Origin of the sequence: Streptomyces thermodiastaticus, from assembly GCF_014656135.1 — a bacterium.
Lineage (GTDB): Bacteria > Actinomycetota > Actinomycetes > Streptomycetales > Streptomycetaceae > Streptomyces > Streptomyces thermodiastaticus.
In genome coordinates this window covers 130527-152707 of record NZ_BNBV01000006.1, presented here as the reverse complement: position 1 = coordinate 152707, position 22181 = coordinate 130527, and the positions used below count along the sequence as shown (strand labels likewise).

19 protein-coding genes are annotated in these 22181 nt (G+C 70.0%); 10 read left to right on the top strand and 9 right to left on the bottom strand.

What is annotated here, in order from left to right; genetic code table 11:
* Nucleotides 1-111 precede the first annotated feature (111 nt).
* The 3 genes from IE286_RS08580 (at nucleotide 112) to IE286_RS08570 (ending at nucleotide 3280) form a co-directional block, all read left to right on the top strand.
* Entirely contained in the window at nucleotides 112-795 is a 684-nt protein-coding gene (locus IE286_RS08580; RefSeq protein WP_189796020.1) for a PadR family transcriptional regulator, read from the top strand.
* A gap of 43 nt (nucleotides 796-838) precedes the next feature.
* The gene (locus IE286_RS08575; protein ID WP_125496700.1) at nucleotides 839-1921 is read left to right on the top strand and encodes an inositol-3-phosphate synthase; all 1083 of its coding nucleotides are present in this window, start codon (nucleotides 839-841) and stop codon (nucleotides 1919-1921) included.
* 84 nt (nucleotides 1922-2005) lie between these two features.
* Nucleotides 2006-3280 carry an MFS transporter gene (locus IE286_RS08570; protein ID WP_189796019.1) on the top strand — a complete coding sequence of 425 codons (1275 nt, stop codon included), beginning with the start codon at nucleotides 2006-2008 and terminating at the stop codon, nucleotides 3278-3280.
* A 134-nt stretch (nucleotides 3281-3414) separates the two neighbouring features.
* Here the strand turns inward: IE286_RS08570 and IE286_RS08565 are convergent, their stop codons facing one another.
* On the bottom strand, nucleotides 3415-4857 hold the full coding sequence (locus tag IE286_RS08565; protein ID WP_189796018.1) for a CCA tRNA nucleotidyltransferase: 1443 nt from the start codon (nucleotides 4855-4857) through the stop codon (nucleotides 3415-3417).
* 342 nt (nucleotides 4858-5199) lie between these two features.
* Here IE286_RS08565 and IE286_RS08560 point away from each other — a divergent pair, with 342 nt between their 5' ends.
* The 7 genes from IE286_RS08560 to trxA all read left to right on the top strand — a co-directional run bounded on the left by IE286_RS08560 (nucleotide 5200) and on the right by trxA (nucleotide 15371).
* On the top strand, nucleotides 5200-7674 hold the full coding sequence (locus IE286_RS08560) for a DUF6049 family protein (RefSeq protein WP_189796017.1): 2475 nt from the start codon (nucleotides 5200-5202) through the stop codon (nucleotides 7672-7674).
* A gap of 45 nt (nucleotides 7675-7719) precedes the next feature.
* Nucleotides 7720-10182 (top strand): murein biosynthesis integral membrane protein MurJ, encoded by a 2463-nt coding sequence (gene murJ, locus IE286_RS08555; protein ID WP_189796016.1) that lies wholly within the window; start codon nucleotides 7720-7722, stop codon nucleotides 10180-10182.
* A gap of 125 nt (nucleotides 10183-10307) precedes the next feature.
* The gene (locus IE286_RS08550; protein WP_189796015.1) at nucleotides 10308-12029 is read left to right on the top strand and encodes a protein kinase family protein; all 1722 of its coding nucleotides are present in this window, start codon (nucleotides 10308-10310) and stop codon (nucleotides 12027-12029) included.
* Nucleotides 12030-12052: 23 nt separating this feature from the next.
* Complete coding sequence (sigM, locus tag IE286_RS08545) at nucleotides 12053-12793, top strand: RNA polymerase sigma factor SigM (protein ID WP_189796014.1); 741 nt, start codon at nucleotides 12053-12055, stop codon at nucleotides 12791-12793.
* On the top strand, nucleotides 12790-13713 hold the full coding sequence (locus IE286_RS08540; protein WP_189796013.1) for an anti-sigma factor family protein: 924 nt from the start codon (nucleotides 12790-12792) through the stop codon (nucleotides 13711-13713). The genes sigM and IE286_RS08540 overlap by 4 nt, the downstream gene beginning before the upstream one ends.
* 309 nt (nucleotides 13714-14022) lie before the next feature.
* Nucleotides 14023-14994 (top strand): thioredoxin-disulfide reductase, encoded by a 972-nt coding sequence (gene trxB, locus IE286_RS08535; protein WP_189796012.1) that lies wholly within the window; start codon nucleotides 14023-14025, stop codon nucleotides 14992-14994.
* Nucleotides 14995-15038: 44 nt separating this feature from the next.
* Complete coding sequence (gene trxA / locus IE286_RS08530) at nucleotides 15039-15371, top strand: thioredoxin (protein ID WP_189796011.1); 333 nt, start codon at nucleotides 15039-15041, stop codon at nucleotides 15369-15371.
* A gap of 142 nt (nucleotides 15372-15513) precedes the next feature.
* On the opposite strand, the gene IE286_RS08525 is transcribed toward trxA, so the two are convergent.
* The 8 genes from IE286_RS08525 to rnpA all read right to left on the bottom strand — a co-directional run bounded on the left by IE286_RS08525 (nucleotide 15514) and on the right by rnpA (nucleotide 22166).
* Nucleotides 15514-16131, bottom strand: coding sequence for a GNAT family N-acetyltransferase (locus tag IE286_RS08525; protein WP_189796010.1), 618 nt, complete (start codon nucleotides 16129-16131; stop codon nucleotides 15514-15516).
* 219 nt (nucleotides 16132-16350) lie between these two features.
* Nucleotides 16351-17448 (bottom strand): ParB/RepB/Spo0J family partition protein, encoded by a 1098-nt coding sequence (locus IE286_RS08520; RefSeq protein ID WP_189796009.1) that lies wholly within the window; start codon nucleotides 17446-17448, stop codon nucleotides 16351-16353.
* The gene (locus tag IE286_RS08515) at nucleotides 17445-18512 is read right to left on the bottom strand and encodes a ParA family protein (RefSeq protein WP_189796094.1); all 1068 of its coding nucleotides are present in this window, start codon (nucleotides 18510-18512) and stop codon (nucleotides 17445-17447) included. Before IE286_RS08515 ends, IE286_RS08520 begins: the two co-directional genes overlap by 4 nt.
* 264 nt (nucleotides 18513-18776) lie before the next feature.
* Entirely contained in the window at nucleotides 18777-19493 is a 717-nt protein-coding gene (gene rsmG / locus IE286_RS08510) for a 16S rRNA (guanine(527)-N(7))-methyltransferase RsmG (RefSeq protein WP_189796008.1), read from the bottom strand.
* 121 nt (nucleotides 19494-19614) lie between these two features.
* A complete protein-coding gene (locus IE286_RS08505) occupies nucleotides 19615-20127 on the bottom strand; it encodes a Jag family protein (protein ID WP_189796007.1) in 513 nt (170 codons plus the stop codon).
* 15 nt (nucleotides 20128-20142) lie between these two features.
* Nucleotides 20143-21441, bottom strand: a complete 1299-nt coding sequence (gene yidC / locus IE286_RS08500) for a membrane protein insertase YidC (RefSeq protein WP_189796006.1) — start codon at nucleotides 21439-21441, stop codon at nucleotides 20143-20145.
* A 3-nt stretch (nucleotides 21442-21444) separates the two neighbouring features.
* On the bottom strand, nucleotides 21445-21798 hold the full coding sequence (gene yidD, locus IE286_RS08495; RefSeq protein WP_189796005.1) for a membrane protein insertion efficiency factor YidD: 354 nt from the start codon (nucleotides 21796-21798) through the stop codon (nucleotides 21445-21447).
* Complete coding sequence (gene rnpA, locus IE286_RS08490; RefSeq protein WP_189796004.1) at nucleotides 21795-22166, bottom strand: ribonuclease P protein component; 372 nt, start codon at nucleotides 22164-22166, stop codon at nucleotides 21795-21797. The genes yidD and rnpA overlap by 4 nt, the downstream gene beginning before the upstream one ends.
* Nucleotides 22167-22181 lie beyond the last annotated feature (15 nt).

Here is a 22181-nt window from a genome sequence, read left to right as displayed (position 1 = left end):
ACCTCTATCGTCGAGATGTATCGAGTCGATACATCAGCACGACATAAAGACCGTCACGGCTCCCGGAGCGGCATCCGCCGGTCCCCGGGTCGCGGCAGAGAGGAGGCGACAGTGGGCCGGCGTTCCGGAATCCTTGAGTTCGCCGTACTCGGTCTGCTCCGCGAATCCCCGATGCACGGCTACGAGCTGCGCAAACGACTCAATACGTCACTGGGTGTCTTCCGCGCCTTCAGCTACGGGACGCTCTACCCCTGCCTCAAGACGCTGGTCGCCAACGGCTGGTTGACGGAGGAGAAGGACAGCGCCGGCGAGGACGCCCCGGCCGCTCCTCTTGCGGGGCGCCGCGCCAAGATCGTCTACCGGCTGACGGCGGAAGGTAAGAAGCACTTCGAGGACCTGCTCTCCCAGACCGGCCCTGACACGTACGACGACGAGCACTTCGCCGCGCGGTTCGCCTTCTTCGGGCAGACGTCGCGGGATGTGCGGATGCGCGTGCTGGAGGGACGCCGCAGCCGGCTGGAGGAGCGCCTGGAGAAGATGCGTGCCTCCCTCGCGCGCACCCGGGAGCGCCTCGACAACTACACCCTCGAGCTTCAGCGCCACGGGATGGAGTCCGTGGAGCGCGAAGTGCGCTGGCTGAACGAGCTCATCGAGAGCGAGCGGGCGGGCCGGGACCTGAGAGGTTCCGGCTCCGGGAGGACCGCTCCGCTCGACACCACACAGGGAGCGTCGGGCGGCCTGCCACGGACGGGGAACTTCCCCCGTCCGGATACGCCCGGCGACACCGCCACGTGAGGCCCGTCGGGGCTTCACCGAGAACACACAGGGAGCAACCGGAATGGGTTCGGTTCGCGTAGCCATCGTCGGCGTGGGCAACTGCGCCGCATCGCTGGTGCAGGGCGTCGAGTACTACAAGGACGCCGACCCGGCGTCCAAGGTCCCGGGCCTGATGCACGTGCAGTTCGGCGACTACCACGTGCGGGACATCGAGTTCGTCGCCGCCTTCGACGTCGACGCGAAGAAGGTCGGCCTGGATCTCGCGGACGCCATCGGCGCGTCGGAGAACAACACCATCAAGATCTGCGACGTGCCCCGCACCGGTGTGACGGTCCAGCGCGGCCACACCCTCGACGGCCTCGGCAAGTACTACCGCGCCACCATCGAGGAGTCCGCCGAGGAGCCGGTCGACGTCGTCCAGGTCCTGAAGGACAAGAAGGTCGACGTCCTCGTCTGCTACCTTCCGGTCGGCTCCGAGGAGGCGGCGAAGTTCTACGCCCAGTGCGCCATCGACGCCAAGGTCGCCTTCGTCAACGCCCTGCCGGTCTTCATCGCCGGCACCAAGGAGTGGGCCGACAAGTTCACCGAGGCGGGCGTGCCGATCGTCGGTGACGACATCAAGTCGCAGGTCGGCGCCACCATCACGCACCGCGTCCTGGCCAAGCTGTTCGAGGACCGTGGCGTCATCCTGGACCGCACGATGCAGCTGAACGTCGGCGGCAACATGGACTTCAAGAACATGCTCGAGCGCGAGCGCCTGGAGTCCAAGAAGATCTCCAAGACGCAGGCCGTCACCTCGCAGATCCCCGACCGGGACCTGGGCGAGAAGAACGTCCACATCGGCCCGTCCGACTACGTGGCCTGGCTGGACGACCGCAAGTGGGCCTACGTCCGCCTGGAGGGCCGTGCCTTCGGTGACGTCCCGCTGAACCTGGAGTACAAGCTCGAGGTCTGGGACTCCCCGAACTCCGCCGGTGTCATCATCGACGCCCTGCGTGCCGCGAAGATCGCCAAGGACCGCGGCATCGGCGGCCCCGTGCTGTCCGCCTCCTCGTACTTCATGAAGTCCCCGCCGGTGCAGTACTTCGACGACGAGGCCCGCGAGAACGTCGAGAAGTTCATCCGCGGCGAGGTCGAGCGCTGAGCCGCGCCGAACGCTCCTGCCAGGGCCGGGAGGGCTCCCGCGGTGTCCGCCGCGGGAGCCCTCCCGTATGTGAGGGTGGGCCGCATGGCCGTCGTCCGTGATCTGAGCACGCTGATCCGCCTCAGAGACTTCCGGCGGCTGCTCGCGATACGGCTGCTCTCCCAGGGAGCCGACGGCGTCTACCAGGTGGGACTGGCCACCTACGTCGTCTTCTCCCCGGAGAGACAGACGTCTCCTGCCGCGATCGCCTCCGCCATGGCCGTGCTGCTGCTGCCGTACTCGCTCGTCGGCCCGTTCGCCGGTGTGCTGCTGGACCGCTGGCGGCGCCGCCAGGTGTTCCTCCACGGCAATCTGCTGCGCGCGCTGCTGGCGGCCACCACGGCCGTACTGATGACGGCAGCCGTCCCGGACCGGCTCTTCTATGTCTCCGCGCTCTGCGTCACCGCGGTGAACCGCTTCGTCCTGGCGGGGCTGTCCGCCGCACTGCCACGCGTGGTCGACGCCGAGCGGCTGGTGATGGCGAACTCCTTGTCGCCGACGGCGGGCTCACTGGCCGCATTCGCGGGCGGCGGCCTGGCCTTCGTCCTGCGCCTGGCCGGGGCGGACTCCGACGCGGCCGTGGTGCTGCTCGGCGCCGTCCTGTATCTGTGCGCGGCCCTGGTGTCCCTGCTCATGGCGCCGGATCTGCTCGGCCCCGACCGGGACGCGGCGCGGCCCTCGCTCGGTACGGCCCTGACTGGTACGGCACGCGGGCTGATCGCGGGCGTGGCGCATCTGAGGGAACCGCCGCGCCGGGTCGCCGCCCGGGCACTGGCGGCCATGGCCCTGATGCGTTTCTGCTACGGCGCTCTGACCGTCCTGCTGCTGATGCTCTGCCGCTACGGCCTGACCTCCACCACACAGGAGGGGCTGCGTCTGCTCGGACTGGCCCTGGGGCTCTCGGGGGCAGGCTTCTTCCTCGCGGCCGTGGTCACCCCGTGGGCGGCCGGACGGCTCGGCCCGGTCCGCTGGATCGTCGTGTGCGCCCTCGCGGCCGCGGTCCTGGAGCCCGCGCTGGGTCTTCCGTTCGTCGCGGGTCCTCTGCTGGTCGCGGCCTTCGTGCTGGGGCTGACCACCCAGGCGGCGAAGATCGCCACGGACACGGTCGTGCAGTCCACGGTCGAGGACGGCTTCCGCGGCCGGATCTTCTCGGTCTACGACGTGCTGTTCAACGTCGCCTTCGTGGGCGCTGCGGGTGTGGCCGCCCTGATGCTGCCGCCGGACGGCCGCTCACCCTGGCTGGTGGTCATGGTCGCTGTGATCTATGCGTCGGCCGCTGCGGGGATGGGCCGGCTCCCCCGCACCTCACAGGGCACCTGAGGCGGCCGCCTCCGGGGCCGGCGCGACGGGCATGGGACGGTGCTCCGCACACACGCACAGGGGGCGGTGTTTCACGTGAAACACCGCCCCCTCGTAGTCCTGTTTCACGTGAAACGGACCTTGACCGGCCGGACTCAGCTCTGCGCGGCCCACCACTTCTTCAGGGCCGCCACCGCCTCGTCGTGCCCCATCGGGCCATGCTCCAGGCGCAGCTCCAGCATGTGCTTGTAGGCGCGACCGACGGCCGGGCCCGGCTTGATGCCCAGGATCTCCATGATCTGGTTGCCGTCGAGGTCCGGGCGGATGGCGTCCAGCTCCTCCTGCTCCTTCAGCTGCGCGATGCGCTGCTCCAGGCTGTCGTAGGCCCGGGAGAGCGCGGCCGCCTTGCGCTTGTTGCGGGTGGTGCAGTCGGAACGCGTCAGCTTGTGCAGACGCTCGAGGAGCGGTCCGGCGTCGCGGACATAGCGGCGGACCGCGGAGTCCGTCCATTCGCCGGTTCCGTAGCCGTGGAAACGCAGGTGCAGCTCGACCAGGCGCGAGACGTCCTTGATCACCTCATTGGGGTACTTCAGGGCCGTCAGGCGCTTCTTGGTCATCTTCGCGCCCACCACCTCGTGGTGGTGGAAGGAGACCCGGCCGTCCTTCTCGAAGCGCCGGGTGCGCGGTTTGCCGATGTCGTGCAGCAGCGCGGCCAGCCGCAGGGTGAGGTCGGGGCCGTTGTCCTCCAGCGCGATCGCCTGCTCGAGGACGATCAGCGTGTGGTCATAGACGTCCTTGTGGCGGTGATGCTCATCGCTCTCCAGGCGCAGGGCGGGCAGCTCGGGCAGCACCCGGTCGGCGAGGCCGGTGTCGACGAGCAGGGTCAGGCCCTTGCGCGGCCGGGCCGAGAGGAGCAGCTTGTTCAGCTCGTCCCGGATCCGCTCGGCGGAGACGATCTCGATGCGCCCGGCCATCTCCGTCATCGCCGCGACGACCTCGGGAGCCACCGTGAAGTCGAGCTGGGCGGCGAAGCGCGCGGCCCGCATCATGCGCAGCGGGTCGTCCGAGAAGGACTCCTCGGGGGTCCCGGGAGTGCGCAGCACACGCGCGGCCAGGTCCTCCAGACCGCGGTGCGGGTCGATGAACTTCTTCTCCGGCAGGGCCAGCGCCATCGCGTTGACGGTGAAGTCCCGCCGGACGAGGTCGTCCTCGATGGAGTCGCCGTAGGACACCTCGGGCTTGCGCGAGGTCCGGTCGTAGGCCTCGGAGCGGTAGGTTGTCACCTCGATCTGGTAGCCCTGCTTCTGGGCACCCACCGTGCCGAACGCGATCCCGACCTCCCACACCGCGTCCGCCCAGGGACGCATGATCTTCAGTACGTCCTCGGGGCGCGCGTCCGTGGTGAAGTCCAGGTCGTTGCCGAGCCGGCCGAGCAGCGCGTCCCGGACGGAGCCGCCGACCAGGGCGAGGGAGAACCCGGCCTCCTGGAAGCGGCGAGCGAGGTCGTCGGCGACGGGCGCCACACGCAGCAGCTCGCTCACCGCGCGCTGCTGCGCCTGGCTCAGGGCAGAGGAAGTGTTGTCGTTGGCGTTCGGCACAACAGAAAAGGGTACGTGGCCCGGCCCCGGCCGGGTCCGCTCGCTCGAACAGCTCGCCCTCTCCTCACCAGGGCTCCCGCCTCTCCTCACGCGTCCGTGATCTTTCCTGCACCGCAGGATCGGCACAGGATGCGGCAGGCTCCGCAGAGGACGATGCACCGGGGCGAGCCCGTCTTGTCGTGACGCACCCCACAGCATCCGCGGATAGGCGGACATGCGGGGCAGCCGGTGTCGCCCGCTGATCTTGTGGCCGCCTCCGCGGCACTTCCGCTCCGCGCGCCTCGTTACCATGCCTGGACGCACATGACTGACGACCACTGACGACGAGGGACGGGCGAGCGCGTGGCCGAGGCGGCAGACTTCCAGGGGACCAGTCCCTCACCTGCCCGTCGCTGGCTGCGCAGAGCAGGTGCACTGCTCGCCGGGGCGCCCCTGCTGGCCGGTCTGCTCCAGCTCCCCGCCGCCCCGACCGCACGGGCCGCGGGGCAGAGTGCCGCTCAAGCCGCCGCCGGGTCGCGCACCGTGGCCGTGTCCCTCGACTCGCTCAGCCCGAGTGCCCCCTCCGACGGCGACACGCTGACCGTCTCGGGCACGGTGACCAACAAGGGCAAGCAGCCGATCACCGACGCCCATGTGGGCCTGCGGGTGGGGTCACGCCTGAGCACCCGTTCCGCGATCGACGACGCCGCCGGCCGCACCGGCTTCGATCCGGCGGTCGACGGCAACGAGATCGACGACAAGTACGCCCAGAAGTTCACCGAGCTGGCCCCCGGCGTCGCTCAGCGCTTCAGCATCTCCGTGCCGGTCGGCAAACTGCACCTCGGCCCGGACGGGGTGTACGCGTTCTCCGTCTCGCTCTCGGGCCGGACCTCCTCCCAGCCCTGGGAGCAGGTGCTGGGCGTCCAGCACACGTTCCTGCCCTGGCAGCCCGACAAGGCGGACACCAGGACGAAGACGACGTTCCTGTGGCCGCTGGTGTCCACGGTCCACATGACGGCGGAGACCGGCCCCGGCGCCCAGCAGACGCCGGTGTTCCTCGACGACACCCTCGCCAAGGAGATCTCCCCCGGCGGCCGGCTGGAGCGGATGCTGGAGCTGGGCAAGAGCCTCGACGTCACCTGGGTGATCGACCCGGACCTGCTGGCATCCGTCGATGCGATGACCCGCAGCTACCGCATCCAGACCGACGCCGACAGCGCGCCCGTCGCCGGCACCCACCAGGCGGTGGCCAAGCAGTGGCTCGCCAAGCTGCAGCAGGCGGTGGCCGGCAAGGAGGTCGTGGCACTGCCGTTCGGCGACCCGGACCTGGCCTCTCTCGCCCACCACGGCACCAGCGTCACCGGTTCGCTCAGCCAGCTGAAGGACGCCACCGACGTCGCCGCCGAGACGGTGGAGACGATCCTGCACGTGGAACCGTCCACGGAATTCGCCTGGCCCGCGGACGGCGCCGTCGACCCGTCGATCATCAGGGTCGCCACCTCGGCGGGTGCCGACACGGTCATCGCCCGCAGCGACAGCCTCCAGGAGAGCAGCGGCCTGACGTACACGCCGTCCGCGGCCCGTCCGATCGGCGGGGGCACCACGGCGATCGTGGCCGACGCCCGGCTGTCGACGCTGTTCGAGGGCGATCTGTCGCGCACCGGGGCCGGCACGCTCGCCGTGCAGCGGTTCCTCGCCCAGAGCCTGGCGCTCACCGCCCAGACGAGCAAGCAGCGCAGCATCGTCGTCGCCCCGCAGCGCATGCCCAGCGCCGCCCAGGCCCAGGCCATGGCGCAGGCGCTGACCGCCCTGCAGCACAGCACCTGGTCGGAGTCCCAGGACCTGTCCGCGGCCGCCAAGGCCAAGCCGGACCCCGCGGCCACGAACCGGATTCCGTCGGCCTCGCACTACCCGTCGTCGCTGCGCAAGCAGGAACTGCCGCGTTCCGCCTTCGCCGCGATCGCCCGGACCCAGAAGAAGGTCGACACGTTCAAGGTCGTCCTCACCTACCCGTCCCGGGTCGTCACCCCGTTCGGCCGGGCCCTGAACCGTGAGATGGCCACCTCCTGGCGGGGCCGTGGCAACGCAGCGGCGCACTTCCGCAACGGCGTGGAGACGTATCTGGACAGCCTCTCCGACGAGGTCAAGCTGATCGACAAGTCGGAAACCAAGCTCTCCGGGCACAGCGCCACCATCCCGGTGACCGTCCAGAACAACCTGGTGCAGGGCGTCGACCATCTGGTGCTGCGGCTGACGTCGACCAACCCCACCCGTCTGAAGATCGGCGGGCAGGCCTACGCGGAACAGCCCATCACCGTCTCCGGCGGCCACAGCCAGTCCGTGAAGTTCACCACGTCGGCCAACGCCAACGGCCCGGTGGCGGTGATCGCCCAGCTGTACACCGAGGACGGCCAGGAGTACGGCGCTCCGGTCACCTTCGACGTCAAGGTCACCGAGATCACCGCCACGGTGATGCTGGTCATCGGCGGCGGCGTGCTGCTGCTCGTCCTCGCCGGCTTCCGGATGTACACCCAGCGCAAGCGCGCCGCCGCCCGGCAGGAAGCGGAGGGCGGTCAGGACCCGCGGGAGACCCGCGACGCCGGGGACGGTGCCGGGGACGCCGACGTGTCCGGCACGGCCGCGACGTCGGAGGGGGAGCACGGCACCGCCCAGGAACCGGTGCGGCAGGAGAACTCCGGCGCCACCGCCGAACGTCTCACCCAGGAGTCGGGCACCCGCAGCCGGGCGGACGCCTCCGAGCAGCCGAGTGACCCGGCGCCGGACACCGCGGCAGGTGATGCTGCCCCGTCCGGCACGGGTGAGAAAGTGGACCGTTGAGCATGTCGTGGCCGCAGCGGCCCGGGACGATGAGGTGGGGTAAGCATGAACGCGCCGTACGACGGTGACCGCGGCCGGGCCGTGGGCAGCCAGGGCTACCCCGATGCGGCGCCGCAGCCCGGGAACGGCCAGGCGCCGCAGCCCCCGGCGGACGCGTACGTCCAGGACGCCCTGGGCGAGGACCCCTACCGGGCGCAGGACCTGACCGCACAGGACCCGGTCGGCGAGGCCCTGTACGACCGTGCCGCGCACCCGCCGCCGGCCCCCGGCGCGTACCCCGCGCAGCAGCCGCTGTACGACCCGCCGCCGCAGTCTCCCCATGCACCCGATCCGCGGGTGTGGGCCCGTACCCCGCCCCCGGAGCCGTCCGCGGCCACCCAGTACCTGCCGTACGGGGACGACCCGCGCACCACCCAGTTCGTGGGCGTGGACGATCTCGTCAGCCACTCCGGCGAGGCGCAGCACCAGCCGGACGCCTTCGCCAACCTCTACCGGGACCAGCAGGGCGCCTATCAGGACTCCCGCCAGGGCGGCTTCCCCTCTTCCGGGCCGGCGCAGCAGGACAGTCCCGCGGCGGCTCAGCCGGACGGCTACGCGGACCCCCGGTACGGCTCGGGTACGCAGGGCGTGCCGAGCGGCTACCAGAACCCCGGGCAGCCCTACGGCTACGACCCCCGCCAGGCCGGCTACCAGCCGGCCGCCGCGCACGGCTACGGCTCCTCGCTACAGGCGGGTGCGGCTTACGCCGGTGCCGGACCGGCCCCGGCGGCCGGTCAGCAGGCGGCAGGCCCGTACGCTCCCGGCGGCGGGGGAGCCGAGACCACGGCAGCGGCGTCCGTGGCGACCGACGAGCCCGCGCCCGCGCCGGCGAAGAAGAGCGGCAAGGCCGCGGGGCTGCTGAAGTCGAGTGCCGTGATGGCGGCCGGCACGCTGGTCTCCCGCGTGACCGGTTTCGTCCGGTCGGCGATGATCGTCTCCGCGCTCGGTGTGGGTCTGCTCGGCGACACCTTCCAGGTCGCCTACCAGCTGCCGACGATGATCTACATCCTGACCGTCGGCGGCGGCCTGAACTCCGTGTTCGTGCCCCAGCTCGTCCGGGCGATGAAGGACGACGACGACGGCGGCGAGGCCTACGCCAACCGGCTGCTGACCCTGGTCATGGTGGTGCTGGGCGGGCTCACCGTCCTCGCGGTCGTGGCGGCGCCGCTGCTGGTGAGGCTGCTCTCCCCGTCCGTGGCCGGTGATCCGTCCGCCAACCAGGTCGGCATCACCTTCGTCCGCTACTTCATGCCCTCGATCTTCTTCATGGGCATCCATGTGGTGATGGGGCAGATCCTCAACGCCCGGGGCCGCTTCGGCGCGATGATGTGGACCCCCGTCCTCAACAACATCGTCATCATCGTCACGCTCGGCATGTTCATCTGGGTCTACGGCAGCGCCGCGGACTCCGGGATGAAGGTGTCGAACATCCCGCCGGAGGGCCAGCGGCTGCTGGGCGTCGGCATCCTGCTGGGCCTGGTCGTCCAGGCCCTGGCCATGTTCCCGTACCTGCGGGAGACCGGCTTCCGTCTGCGGCTGCGCTTCGACTGGCGGGGGCACGGGATCGGCAAGGCCGCGGCCCTGGCCAAGTGGACGCTGCTGTTCGTGCTCGCCAACCAGGCCGGCAACATCGTGGTGACCCGGCTGTCCACGGCGGCGGCCACGAACTCGCCCGTGGACGGCACGGGCTACGCCGCCTACGCCAACGCCCAGCTGATCTGGGGTCTGCCGCAGGCGATCATCACCGTCTCCCTGATGGCGGCCCTGCTGCCGCGGATCTCCCGCTCCGCCCACGAGGGCGACGCCGGCGCCGTCCGCGACGACATCTCCCAGGGCCTGCGCACCACGGCCGTCGCGATCGTGCCCGTCGCCTTCGGGTTCGTCGCGCTCGGTGTCCCCATCTGCACGCTGATCTTCGGCACCTCGGGCACCGGCGAGGCCGTCAATATGGGCTACATGCTGATGGCCTTCGGCCTCGGCCTCATCCCCTACTCCGTGCAGTACGTCGTGCTGCGCGCCTTCTACGCCTACGAGGACACCCGGACGCCGTTCTACAACACGGTCATCATCGCCGCGGTCAACGCGGGTGCCTCGGCCCTGTGCTACCTGCTGCTCCCGGCCCGCTGGGCGGTCATCGGCATGGCCTTCTCCTACGGGGTCGCCTACGCCATCGGCGTGGGCGTCGCCTGGGCCCGGCTGCGCAAGCGGCTCGGCGGCGACCTCGACGGTGCGCGCGTGACCCGGACGTACGCACGGCTGTGCATCGCCTCCGTGCCGGCGGCCGCGCTCAGCGGCGCCGCCTGCTACGGCATCAACCACACGCTGGGGCAGGGTGTGATCGCCTCGTTCGCCGAGCTGCTCGCCGGCGGCGTCGTGCTGTTCGGGATCTTCTTCCTCGCCGCCCGCCGTATGCGCATCGAGGAACTGAACTCGCTCGTGGGCATGGTCCGCGGACGGCTGGGCCGTTGAGACGGGGGTAGGTGCACAACCTTCCTCCGTTGCTGCGTGTCGTGCATAGCAGCGGACTGTGGGCACAATTGGTCTCGGCGTCGGACAGCGCGCGGGAACGCGATCTTGGGGAGGCAGGAGCGACGGTGGCGGAACGGAGCACGGCTGCCGTCGACGTGGCAGAAACCAGCGGTGACAAGCCGCTGACCGCGGAGGCGGACCAGGCCACGGCCGACGGTGTGGCCCAGAACCGGAAGCGGGGCACGGACAACGACGACGAGCAGGGCAGCGGCGGCAGCCGGGCTGCCGGCCGGAAGACCACCCCGCCCGAGCTGCACAGCGGCCACAAGCTCGCCAGACGCTACCGGCTGGAGGAGTGCGTCACCCGTCTGGAGGGCTTCAGCAGCTGGCGTGCCGTCGACGAGAAGCTCCGCCGCGCCGTCGGTGTGCACGTGCTGCCCGCGGACCACGCACGCGCCCGCTCCGTGCTGGCCGCCGCCCGTTCCTCCGCGCTGCTCGGCGACCCTCGCTTCGTCCAGGTCCTCGACGCCGTCGAGGAGAACGACCTGGTCTACGTGGTCCATGAATGGCTGCCCGACGCCACCGAGCTGACCACGCTGCTGTCCGCGGGTCCGCTGGAACCGTACGACGCCTACCAGATGGTGAGCCAGGTCGCCGCCGCCATGGCCGCCGCCCACCGCGAGGGTCTCGCCCATCTGCGGCTCAACCCCAACGCGGTCCTGCGCACCTCCACGGGCCAGTGGCGCATCCGCGGCCTCGCCGTGAACGCCGCGCTGCGCGGCATCAGCTCCGACACCCCGCAGCGCACCGACACCGAGGCCATCGGCGCCCTGCTGTACGCGGCACTGACCCAGCGCTGGCCGTACGAGACCGACGCCTACGGTCTGTCCGGCCTGCCCAAGGACGTCGGCCTCCTTCCCCCCGACCAGGTGCGCGCCGGCGTCCACCGCGGGCTGTCCGAACTGGCCATGCGCGCCCTCGCCAACGACGGCGCGACCGCCTCCCGCCACGAGTCTCCGTGCACCACGCCGGAGGAGCTGGTGAAGGCGATCGGCGAGATGCCGCGCATCCGCCCTCCGGAGCCCGCGTTCACCGCGCCTCCGGAGTACCAGAGCACCTCGCACCAGCAGGGCACCTACGGCGGTCCGACGGCCCGGCCCGGTGTCGCGGCGCCGGTCCCGGCCCCGCCGCCCCCGCTGCAGAGCCGCACCGGCAAGGCCCTGAAGTGGGCCGTCTCCGCCCTCCTCATCGCCGCCCTGGGCCTGGGCAGCTGGCAGCTGGCCGAGGCCCTGATGGATCACGGCGGCAGACCGGACAAGGACAACCAGTCGCAGACACAGGACGGCGGCGACAAGAAGAACGACCAGCACAAGCAGGTCCCCCTCGCCATCCAGGGGGCGCAGGAGTTCGTCGCCAAGGGAGAAGCCCAGCACCCCGGTGATGTGGGCAAGACCTACGACGGCAACAGCTCGACCTACTGGAAGACCAACACGTTCATCGACGGCCCGACGCTCGCGCCGTACAAGCCGGGCGTGGGCATCGTCTACGACCTCGGCTCGGCCAAGAACGTCGACGCGGCGACCATCGGTCTGCGGTACAACGGCGATCACACCACCGTCGAGCTGTACTCCGCCGACTCCCTGACGCCTCCGTCCCTGGAGGCGATGCAGAAGATCGGCAGCGTCACGACGAACGGGAAGTCGGCGAGCATCCAGGTCACCAAGCCGGTGAAGACGAGGTACGTCCTGGTCTGGCTCACGGCCGTGCCGTACTCGGGTGAGGACCCGAGCGCGTACTCCGATGCCGGCTACAAGCAGGCCATCACCGAAGTGACGTTCACGAACTGACCGTCACCGGGGGGAGGGGTGCGATGGCGGACGGCACCGCCTACGGCGGCATGAGCGACCAGGACCTCCTGACCCGCCATGTCGCGGGTGACCCCGACGCCTTCGGTGAGCTGGTACGCCGCCACCGTGACCGTCTCTGGGCGGTCGCCCTGCGGACCCTGGGCGACCGGGAGGAGGCCGCCGACGCCGTGCAGGACGCCCTGGTCTCCGCCTACCGGGCCGCTCACACCTTCCGGGGACAGTCCGCGGTCACCACCTGGCTGCACCGGATCACGGTCAACGCCTGCCTGGACCGGGCCCGCAAGGCGGCCTCACGGAAGACCGCTCCGGTGGACGACACCGAGCGTCTGGAGCACCTGCTGGAGCCGCACGAGTCGGCGTCCGCGCCCGCCGAGCGCAACGATGTGCAGCGGCAGCTCGTGAAGGCGCTGGCCACCCTCCCGCCCGACCAGCGAGCCGCCCTGGTGCTGGTCGACATGCAGGGCTATCCCGTCGCCGAGGCCGCCCGGATCCTCGGCGTTCCCGTCGGTACGGTGAAGAGCCGCTGCGCCCGGGGCAGGGCCAGACTCCTGCCGCTCCTCGGCCATCTGCGGCCCGGGAGCCGGGGTGCACCGGGGAAACCGGGCGCGGAAGGGAACCGGGTGCCGGGACCACCCGTCCCATCTGCAGGTCCCCGGCGCGCCGGGCCGGCACCAGCCCTGGGACCCCCGGACCCGGGACCGAACGATCCAGCTGCTGCGAAGGGCGGAGGTGGGCGAGCGTGACATCCACGGCGGACACGGCAGGCCACCCGGACGTCACGGAGATCGCCGATCTCTCCGAGGGCCTCGTGGCGCCTGACCGTGCTCAGGAACTGCGCCGGCATCTGGACGCCTGCACCGCATGTGCAGACGTCCATGCCTCGCTGGAGGAGATCCGGAGTCTGCTGGGCTCCGCTCCGGAGCCCGAGGGCATGCCCGACGACGTCGCGGCCCGGATCGACGCCGCCCTCGCCGCCGAGCGCACGGCCGACGGCCGTGAGGACGGCGTGCATGTTTCACGTGAAACGGCGGCGGCCCGCCCGGCGGCAGACCGCCCCGCGCCCCGTCCGGAGGCTCACCGCCCGGCCGGCCGTGCCACCGGCGCCGGCACCGGGCCGGGCCGCACGTCCCGCACGCCCGGCGCCCGGCGCAGGTTCGGCATGCTCGCCACCGCCTGCACGGCGGCAGCCGTGGTGGTCGCCTCCGCCCTGCTGGCCGCCCTCCAGGACGACAGGAAGTCCCACACCACGGCACAGGACCGGCCCAGCACCTCCGCGGACACGTTCTCCGAAGGAACGCTCCAGCAGCAGGTGGCGAGGCTGCTCGGCCCGGCTGAGCAGACACACGGCACCACCCAGGCCCCGCACGGGTTCGGCGCGTCCTCCGACGCCGGAGGGGCTGCCGGAACCGGTCACCCGAATGTGCTGAAGAGCGCCCCGACGGCCTCGGTCCCGGCATGCGTCCTGCAGGGCATCCGCACCCCCGACAGCCCACTCGCCGCCGAGAGGGGGACCTATGCCGGCAAGGACGCCTATCTCGTCGTCCTGCCCGACCCCTCCGGCGATGCCACCCGCGTCACCGCCTTCGTCGTCGACGCGACCTGTGTGCGGCAGCCCTCGGCCCGGGCCACGGTGCTGCTGTCCCACTCCTATCCCCGGCGCTGAGCACGCCCGGCCCACGGACCATCCCCGGCGCTGAGCACGCCCGGCCCATGAACGCCCGCCGAGGTGTGCTCAGCCGGGGGAGCGGTGCCGACCGCGCCCGTCGGCCACTCCCCGCACCCGTGCCGCGCCCGTCTCGGGGGCCGGCTGCCCGCGTCGCCTCCCTACCGCTCCGCCGGTGGCCCCGTGGTCTCCCGGTGCGTCCGGGCACGCCGGGAATGCAGGCCCCTTAGGATCCGTTGGGTGGGGTGAGAGTCAACAAGCAAGGCTCTCCCGGCCGTAGGACACCGTCCAGAGACGAGGAATCAAGCCGTGAGCGACGTCCGTAACGTGATCATCATCGGCTCCGGGCCCGCCGGCTACACGGCGGCGCTCTACACCGCGCGCGCGTCCCTGAAGCCGCTGGTGTTCGAGGGAGCCGTCACCGCCGGTGGTGCCCTGATGAACACCACCGAGGTGGAGAACTTCCCGGGCTTCCGCGACGGCATCATGGGTCCCGAGCTCATGGACAACATGCGTGCCCAGGCCGAGCGCTTCGGTGCCGAACTCGTTCCGGACGACATCGTCTCCGTCGACCTGACCGGTGAGATCAAGACGGTCACGGACACCTCCGGCACGGTGCACCGGGCGAAGGCGGTCATCGTCGCCACCGGCTCGCAGTACCGCAAGCTCGGTCTGCCGAACGAGGACGCCCTGTCGGGCCGCGGTGTCTCCTGGTGCGCCACCTGTGACGGCTTCTTCTTCAAGGACCAGGACATCGCCGTGGTCGGCGGTGGCGACACCGCGATGGAGGAGGCCACCTTCCTCTCCCGGTTCGCCAAGTCCGTGACGATCATCCACCGCCGGGACACCCTGCGCGCCTCCAAGGCGATGCAGGAGCGCGCCTTCGCCGACCCGAAGATCAAGTTCATCTGGGACAGCGAGGTCGCCGAGATCCAGGGCGAGCAGAAGCTGTCCGGGCTGAAGCTGCGCAACGTCAAGACCGGGGAGCTGACGGATCTGGCGGTGACCGGCCTGTTCATCGCGATCGGCCACGACCCGCGGACCGAGCTCTTCAAGGGGCAGCTCGACCTCGACGAGGAGGGCTACCTGAAGGTCGCTTCCCCGTCCACGCGTACCAACCTCACCGGCGTCTTCGCCGCCGGAGACGTCGTCGACCACACCTACCGGCAGGCCATCACCGCGGCTGGCACCGGTTGCTCCGCTGCTCTCGACGCCGAGCGCTTCCTTGCCGCTCTCGCGGACACCGAGCAGCAGGCCGAGCCCGAGAAGACCACCGTCTGAGACTCTCTTCCACCCCACCGCCCGAATCAAAGAAGGAGCCCGCCGTGGCAGGCACCCTGAAGAACGTGACCGACGCCTCCTTCGAGGAGGACGTCCTCAAGAGCGACAAGCCCGTCCTGGTGGACTTCTGGGCCGCTTGGTGCGGTCCCTGCCGCCAGATCGCACCGTCCCTGGAGCAGATCGCCACCGAGCACGGCGACAAGATCGAGGTCGTCAAGCTCAACATCGACGAGAACCCGGCCACGGCCGCGAAGTACGGCGTCATGTCGATCCCGACGCTGAACGTCTACCAGAAGGGCGAGGTCGCCAAGACCATCGTCGGTGCCAAGCCGAAGGCTGCCCTTCTCCGCGACCTGGAGGAGTTCATCTCCGAGTGACGGCGCACGCCGTCGTAGTCGACGGCGCGTGTTTCACGTGAAACATGAAGGGGCTGGCCCGCTGGGGCCAGCCCCTTCTGCTGTCCGGACGCCGCAAGCCGCAGCTCTTCTCGGTCGCCCCCTCACAGGGGCGCCGCACCGGTCAGAGAGGGCGGAGCGCCGGTTCCTTCTGCACCGCCCCCAGCAGCCGATCGATCGCCATCTCCACGTCTTCCTTCCAGGAGAGAGTCGACCGCAGTTCCAGCCGCAGCCGCGGATGGACGGGATGATGCCGGACGGTCTTGAACCCCACCGCCAGCAGATGATCGGCCGGCAGCACACACGCGGGCTCCGTCCACCGTGCGTCCCCGAACGCCTCGATCGCCTTGAAGCCTCTGCGCAGCAGATCCTTGGCGACCGTCTGGACCATGACACGCCCCAGTCCCTGCCCCTGGTAGCCCGGCATGATGAACCCGGTCATCAGCAGCACCGCATCTGGGGACACCGGACTCGTAGGGAACGCCGTGGACCGCGGTACATACGCAGGGGGAGCGTAGAGCACGAAGCCCACAGGAACATCGTCCACATAGACGACCCGGCCGCAGGACCCCCAGTCCAGCAGAACGGCCGAGATCCAGGCCTCCTTCTCCAGGGCGGGCGTGCCCGCCTTCACCGCGGCCTCACCACTGACCGGGTCGAGTTCCCAGAAGACGCACGCGCGACAGCGCTTGGGCAGGTCCTGAAGGTTGTCGAGTGTGAGCGGTAGGAGCTTGCGGCCCATGGAGGCTGTTCCTCGCTTCCTTCGCCTGCAACGTCACGAACGGCCATCGGCCGAAAATGCGGGAAAAGCAGACTCGATCGCATCGTAACCACGGATGCGACGCCCTCGATACCGTCTCACAGCACAGAGCGGGCCGTGTCCCGTACACACCGGAACACGGCCCGCAACGGCCGAGCGTCGTGGCCCACCCCGAGCCGGGGCCTCACGCTCGTGCAGGTCTCAGGCGCCCGTCTCCTCCGCAGCGCCCTCCGCGAGGCTCTTCTGCAGCACCGGCCCTTCTCCCGGAGCCAGCGTGCTGAGGATGCGCTCCAGGTCCTCCATGGACGCGAACTCGACGGTGATCTTGCCCTTCTTCTGCCCCAGGTCGACCTTCACCCGGGTGTCGAAGCGATCGGAGAGCCGGGTCGCGAGCTCCGCCAGGGCCGGGGAGACCCGGGCACCGGCACGCGGCCGCTTGGTGCGCGAGGTCTTCTGCGGCCCGGCTCCCATCAGCTGGACGATCTCCTCGACGGCCCGGACCGAGAGCCCTTCCGCCACGATCCGGCGGGCCAGCCGGTCCTGCTCCTCCGGGTCGTCCACGGCCAGCAGTGCCCGGGCATGACCGGCGGACAGTACACCGGCAGCAACCCGGCTCTGCACCGCCGGCGGCAGCTTCAGCAAACGCAGGGTGTTCGAGACCTGCGGGCGGGAACGGCCGATGCGGTCGGCCAACTGGTCATGGGTGCAGTTGAAGTCCTTCAGCAGCTGGTCGTAGGCGGCCGCCTCTTCCAGCGGATTCAGCTGGGCCCGGTGGAGATTCTCCAGCAGGGCGTCCAGCAGCATCTTGTCGTCGTCGGTGGCCCGTACGATCGCCGGGATCTTCTCGAACCCCGCCTCGCGGCAGGCCCGCCAGCGGCGCTCACCCATGATGAGCTCGTAGCGCTCCGCCCCGAGCTGCCGTACGACCACGGGCTGAAGAAGACCGACTTCCTTGACCGAGGTGACCAGCTCGGCCAGCGGCTCCTCGTCGAAGACCTTGCGGGGCTGGCGCGGGTTGGCCGTGATCTGATCGAGGGGGATCTCGGCGAAGTGGGCCCCCATCGGAGGCGCCGGGATGCCCGCGGCACTGCTTCCTGTTTCACGTGAAACCGGCGCCAGCCCGGCCACCTTGGCCGCGGCCACCCCACGGTCACTGCGCTCTGCGGTCAGTAGCGGACCTGCGGGCGAGGTGGTGGCCGCACCCCCCAGAGCCGCCTGAGCCGCCGCCTTCTCCCCGGTTGGGGCAGGAGGGATCAGTGCGCCCAGACCACGGCCCAACCCCCTCCGTCGCTCGCTCACTGCATCCCCTCCACCATGTTCGATTCGCTCGGTGCGCCGAGGTGAGCGTGGTCATAGCTGACCCCCACACCCCTCAGCGCGATTTCTCGCGCCGCCTCCAGATAGGAGAGAGCGCCACTTGATCCTGGATCGTAAGTCAACACCGTCTGCCCGTAGCTGGGCGCCTCGGAGATACGGACGGAGCGCGGAATGCTCGTCCGCAGCACCTCGTCACCGAAGTGGCCGCGCACCTCTTCCGCCACCTGGGCCGCCAGCCGGGTCCGGCCGTCGTACATGGTGAGCAGAATGGTCGACACATGGAGTGTGGGGTTGAGGTGGCCCCGTACCAGCTCGACGTTGCGCAGCAGTTGCCCCAAGCCCTCCAGGGCGTAGTACTCGCACTGGATAGGGATGAGAACTTCCTGTCCGGCCACCAGTGCATTGACCGTCAGAAGCCCCAGCGACGGTGGGCAGTCGATGAAGATGTAGTCCAGCGGCTGCTCGTAGGAGTGGATCGCTCGCTGCAGGCGACTCTCCCGTGCCACCAGGGACACCAGCTCGATCTCCGCACCGGCGAGGTCGATCGTGGCGGGGGCGCAGAAGAGGCCCTCCACATCCCTGACGGGCTGGACGACCTCGGCCAGCGGCTTGCTGTCCACCAACACGTCGTAGATCGACGGCACTTCGGCGTGGTGGTCGATGCCCAGTGCGGTGGACGCGTTGCCCTGCGGGTCGAGGTCGATGACCAGCACACGATTGCCGTGCAGGGCCAGCGATGCGGCGAGATTGACGGTGGTCGTCGTCTTGCCGACGCCGCCCTTCTGGTTGGCGACCACGATGATGCGCGTTCGGTCCGGTCGTGGGAGCCCCTCGCCGGCGCGGCCCAGAGCCTCGACCGCCAGTTGGGCAGCTCGGCCGATCGGAGTGTCGTCCATCGGGGGCGGTGTTTCACGTGAAACGTTCTCCCCCGTCGACTCGGTACGGGGACCAGGGACCGGATCGGTCATCGGTCCCGCGATGTTGGCGTCGGACCGCAAGGATTCACTCTCCTCGACTTCAGGCTCGGGACAGACAGAGCCTCCCACGCCTTCCGGGTCGCGAACCAGTGAGGCCTGTCGTTCTGTGGAGAAAACCGACTCTGTGGACAACCGCGTTCCCTCTCCCGGTGAACCGAGAGGCCTACGGTCACGCGGTTGGGCCGCAGCGCGGCCACGGTTGATGATGCCGTGCAGCAATGAGCGACGTTTCACGTGAAACACGATGCACAGCGGCCGTGGCCGAACTGTCGCGACACTCCGTGATGCCCGAGTTCGGCAGCTTATGTGGAGTAGGAGCCGCCGATGCGGGTTTCAGCGACGGCGCCGGGCGCGGCCCGTCCGGGCGGCCTTCGCCCGCTTGGCCGCAAAGCGCACACCGCCAGGGCTCTCACCGACCTCGACACGCACCACGGTGGACAGTGGCTCCACCACACCCTCGCCCACATGCAGGATGGACGTCTCCACCGCACCGAGCTTGCTCAGCGCGGTGGCGGCACTCTTGAGTTCCTGCTCGGCCGTGTCGCCCTTGAGCGCGAGCATCTCGCCGTACGGGCGCAGCAGGGGAATGCCCCAGGTGGCCAGCCGGTCCAGCGGCGCGACGGCACGGGCGGTCACCACATGCACCGGCGGCAGCTTGCCCAGGACTTCCTCGGCCCGGCCCCGCACCACGGTCACATGGTCGAGTCCGAGCAGCTCGACGACCTCGGTGAGGAAGTTGGTGCGGCGCAGCAGCGGCTCCAGGAGGGTGATCTTCAGGTCGTCCCGGACCAGGGCCAGGGGAATGCCCGGCAGGCCGGCGCCGGAACCCACGTCGCACACCGTCACCCCCTCGGGCACCACCTCGGAGAGCACGGCGCAGTTCAGCAGGTGCCGCTCCCATAGCCGCGGCACCTCCCGCGGGCCGATGAGCCCTCGCTGCACTCCTGCCTCGGCCAGCAGCTCGGCGTACCGGACCGCGTCCGCGAAGCGCTCACCGAATACGTCGCGTGCCTGCTCGGGCGCAGGGGGAAGCTCAGCTGCCTCCGTCACGGGGACCGTCCTTCCGTACCGCATCAGCGCATCCGCGCCGACCGTCAGAACTATCAAGCTGATGAGAACGTTTCGGCCCCGCCTGCGCTACAGACGGGGCCGAAGAGACTGGGGGTACCGCTCAGGCGGGGAGCACGACGACGAAGCGCTGCGGCTCCTCGCCCTCGGACTCGCTGCGCAGACCCGCGGCCTTGACCGCGTCGTGCACCACCTTGCGCTCGAACGGAGTCATCGGCTTCAGCCGCACGGCCTCGCCGGTGCTCTTGACCTCGGCCGCGACCTTGGCGCCCAGCTCGGACAGCTCGGCCCGCTTGCGGGCGCGGTAGCCGGCGATGTCCAGCATCAGGCGGCTGCGTTCACCGGTCTCCCGGTGCACGGCCAGCCGCGTCAGCTCCTGCAGCGCCTCCAGCACCTCGCCGTCCCGGCCGACCAGCTTCTGCAGGTCGCGGCTGCCCGTGTCGCTGATGATCGACACGGAGGCACGGTCGCCCTCGACGTCCATGTCGATGTCGCCGTCGAGATCGGCGATGTCCAGCAGACCCTCGAGGTAGTCCGCCGCGATGTCGCCCTCCTGCTCCAGGCGGGTCAGGGTGTCTGCATCCACGGCAGCGGCGGAGGTGGTGCCTTCCGTCACGGGATGGGCTCCTTCTTACTTCTTGGACGGGGACTTCGGCCGCTGCGGGCCCTTGCGCTGGCCGGACTGGGCCCTGCTGCGCTGCCCGGCCTGGGCCTTGCTGCGGGCACCGTTCCCGGGCTTCTGGGCGGCCTTGCCGGCTGCGGGCTTCGCGGCGTCCTGTGGCCGGTCGGACGTGGCCGTGGCGGATGCCGCGGACTCGCTGTCGGCGGCCTTGGGACCGCCCGCCTGGCGCTGGGCCTTGGTCAGCCGCTTGGGCTGCTGGCGCCGGGGCGCGGTCGTGGTCGTGGTCGCACCGTCCTCGGCCTGGGCGACGACGGCCGCGTCGCTCTTGACCACGGTGCCGTCGGCCTGCGCCGCCAGGCCGGCCTTGTTCAGCCCATTGATGAACTTGCGCTCGAACTCGTTGCGGTCGCGGCCCTTGGCGACGATCGCCTTGACGATCGCACGCTCACGCCGGTTGCGGGTCTTGCCGTGATGCGTGACGTGCTTGTACAGACGCTCCAGGTAGGCGGCCTGGGCCTTGGAACCCGGGGTCGGGTTGTTGTGGATGACGTACATCTGCTGGCCCATGGTCCACACGTTGGTGGTCAGCCAGTAGACGAGGACACCGACCGGGAAGTTGATGCCGAAGACGGCGAACATGACCGGGAAGATGTACATCAGCATCTTCTGCTGCTGCATGAACGGCGTCTTCACCGTGGTGTCGACGTTCTTCGTCATCAGCTGCCGCTGCGTGAAGAACTGCGAGGCCGACATCAGCACGATCATGACCGCGGTGACGATCCGGACGTCGGTCAGCGAGGCGCCGAGCGCCGCGACCTTGTCGGAGCTGTCCATGAACTTCGCGGCCAGCGGGGCGCCGACGATGTGCGCGTTACGGGCGCTGGCGAGCAGCGGCTCGTTGATGACACCGATGGTCTTGCCGGTCGCGATCGCGCTGAGCACGTGGTACAGGGCGAAGAAGAACGGCGACTGCGCCAGGATGGGAAGGCACGAGGAGAGCGGGTTGGTGCCCGTCTCCTTGTACAGCTTCATCATCTCTTCGGACTGACGCTGCCGGTCGTTCTTGTAGCGCTCCTGGATCTTCTTCATCTCCGGCTGGAGCGTCTGCATCGCGCGCGTCGCCTTGATCTGCTTCACGAAGAGCGGGATCAGGCAGATGCGGATGAGGATCACCAGGGACACGATGGACAGGCCCCACGCCCACCCCGTGTCGGCACCGAAGATCGCGCCGTACACCTTGTGGAACTGGACGATGATCCAGGAGACGGGCCAGGTGATGAAACTGAAGAGGCTGGCAATCGTGTCCACTAATCATGCTCCTTGGGCATGGGACGAGGTCTTCGCGGCCGGGCTCGACGGAACGAGTCCGCCGGTGGCCGTTTCGGCGGCGGAGGGCCCGCCCTTGCGTGCGCGCCAGGCGTCGCGCAGCAGTTCGTGCCACCGCGGACGCTTGCGCGGCGGAACATGGTCCACGCCGCCCAGCGACCACGGGTTGCACCGCAGGATGCGCCAGGCGGTCAGCGCCGTGCCCTTGATCGCACCATGCCGGTCGATGGCTGTGTAGCCGTAGTGGGAACACGACGGGTAGTACTTGCACACCGGCCCGAGCAACGGGCTGATGGTCCACTGGTACAGCTTGATCAGCGCCAGCAGCGGGTACTTCATCGCGCGCCCCCTCCCAGCAGTCGTCGAAGGGCGGCATCCAGATCTCGGGCCAGCTGTGCGTGATCGGCGTCACCCGCCCCGGGCAGCGCTCGTACGACTACCAGGCTACCGGGGGGAAGCTGACCGATCCGGTCACGCATCAGATGGCGAAGTCTGCGCTTCACGGTATTGCGCACGACCGCACCACCCACGGCCTTGCTCACGACGAAACCCGCACGCGGCCTAGGAGCGCTCTCCCCAGGCGCGTGCGGGTCCGTGGCACCGCGAAAAAGGTGGACGACGAGGAGCGGGCGGCCTGCCCGGCGCCCTCGTCGTACAGCGGTCGCGAAGTCTTCGCGCCGCCTCAGCCGGTTCTCGGTGGGCAGCACGACGTCATGACCTGA

Excerpts from the sequence above, each read along its gene's own strand:
- IE286_RS08575 (WP_125496700.1), top strand. The coding sequence starts at position 839 with ATGGGTTCGGTTCGCGTAGCCATCGTCGGCGTGGGCAACTGCGCCGCA.
- IE286_RS08570 (WP_189796019.1), top strand. The coding sequence starts at position 2,006 with ATGGCCGTCGTCCGTGATCTGAGCACGCTGATCCGCCTCAGAGACTTC.
- murJ (WP_189796016.1), top strand. The coding sequence starts at position 7,720 with ATGAACGCGCCGTACGACGGTGACCGCGGCCGGGCCGTGGGCAGCCAG.
- sigM (WP_189796014.1), top strand. The coding sequence starts at position 12,053 with ATGGCGGACGGCACCGCCTACGGCGGCATGAGCGACCAGGACCTCCTG.
- IE286_RS08525 (WP_189796010.1), bottom strand. The coding sequence starts at position 16,131 with ATGGGCCGCAAGCTCCTACCGCTCACACTCGACAACCTTCAGGACCTG.
- yidD (WP_189796005.1), bottom strand. The coding sequence starts at position 21,798 with ATGAAGTACCCGCTGCTGGCGCTGATCAAGCTGTACCAGTGGACCATC.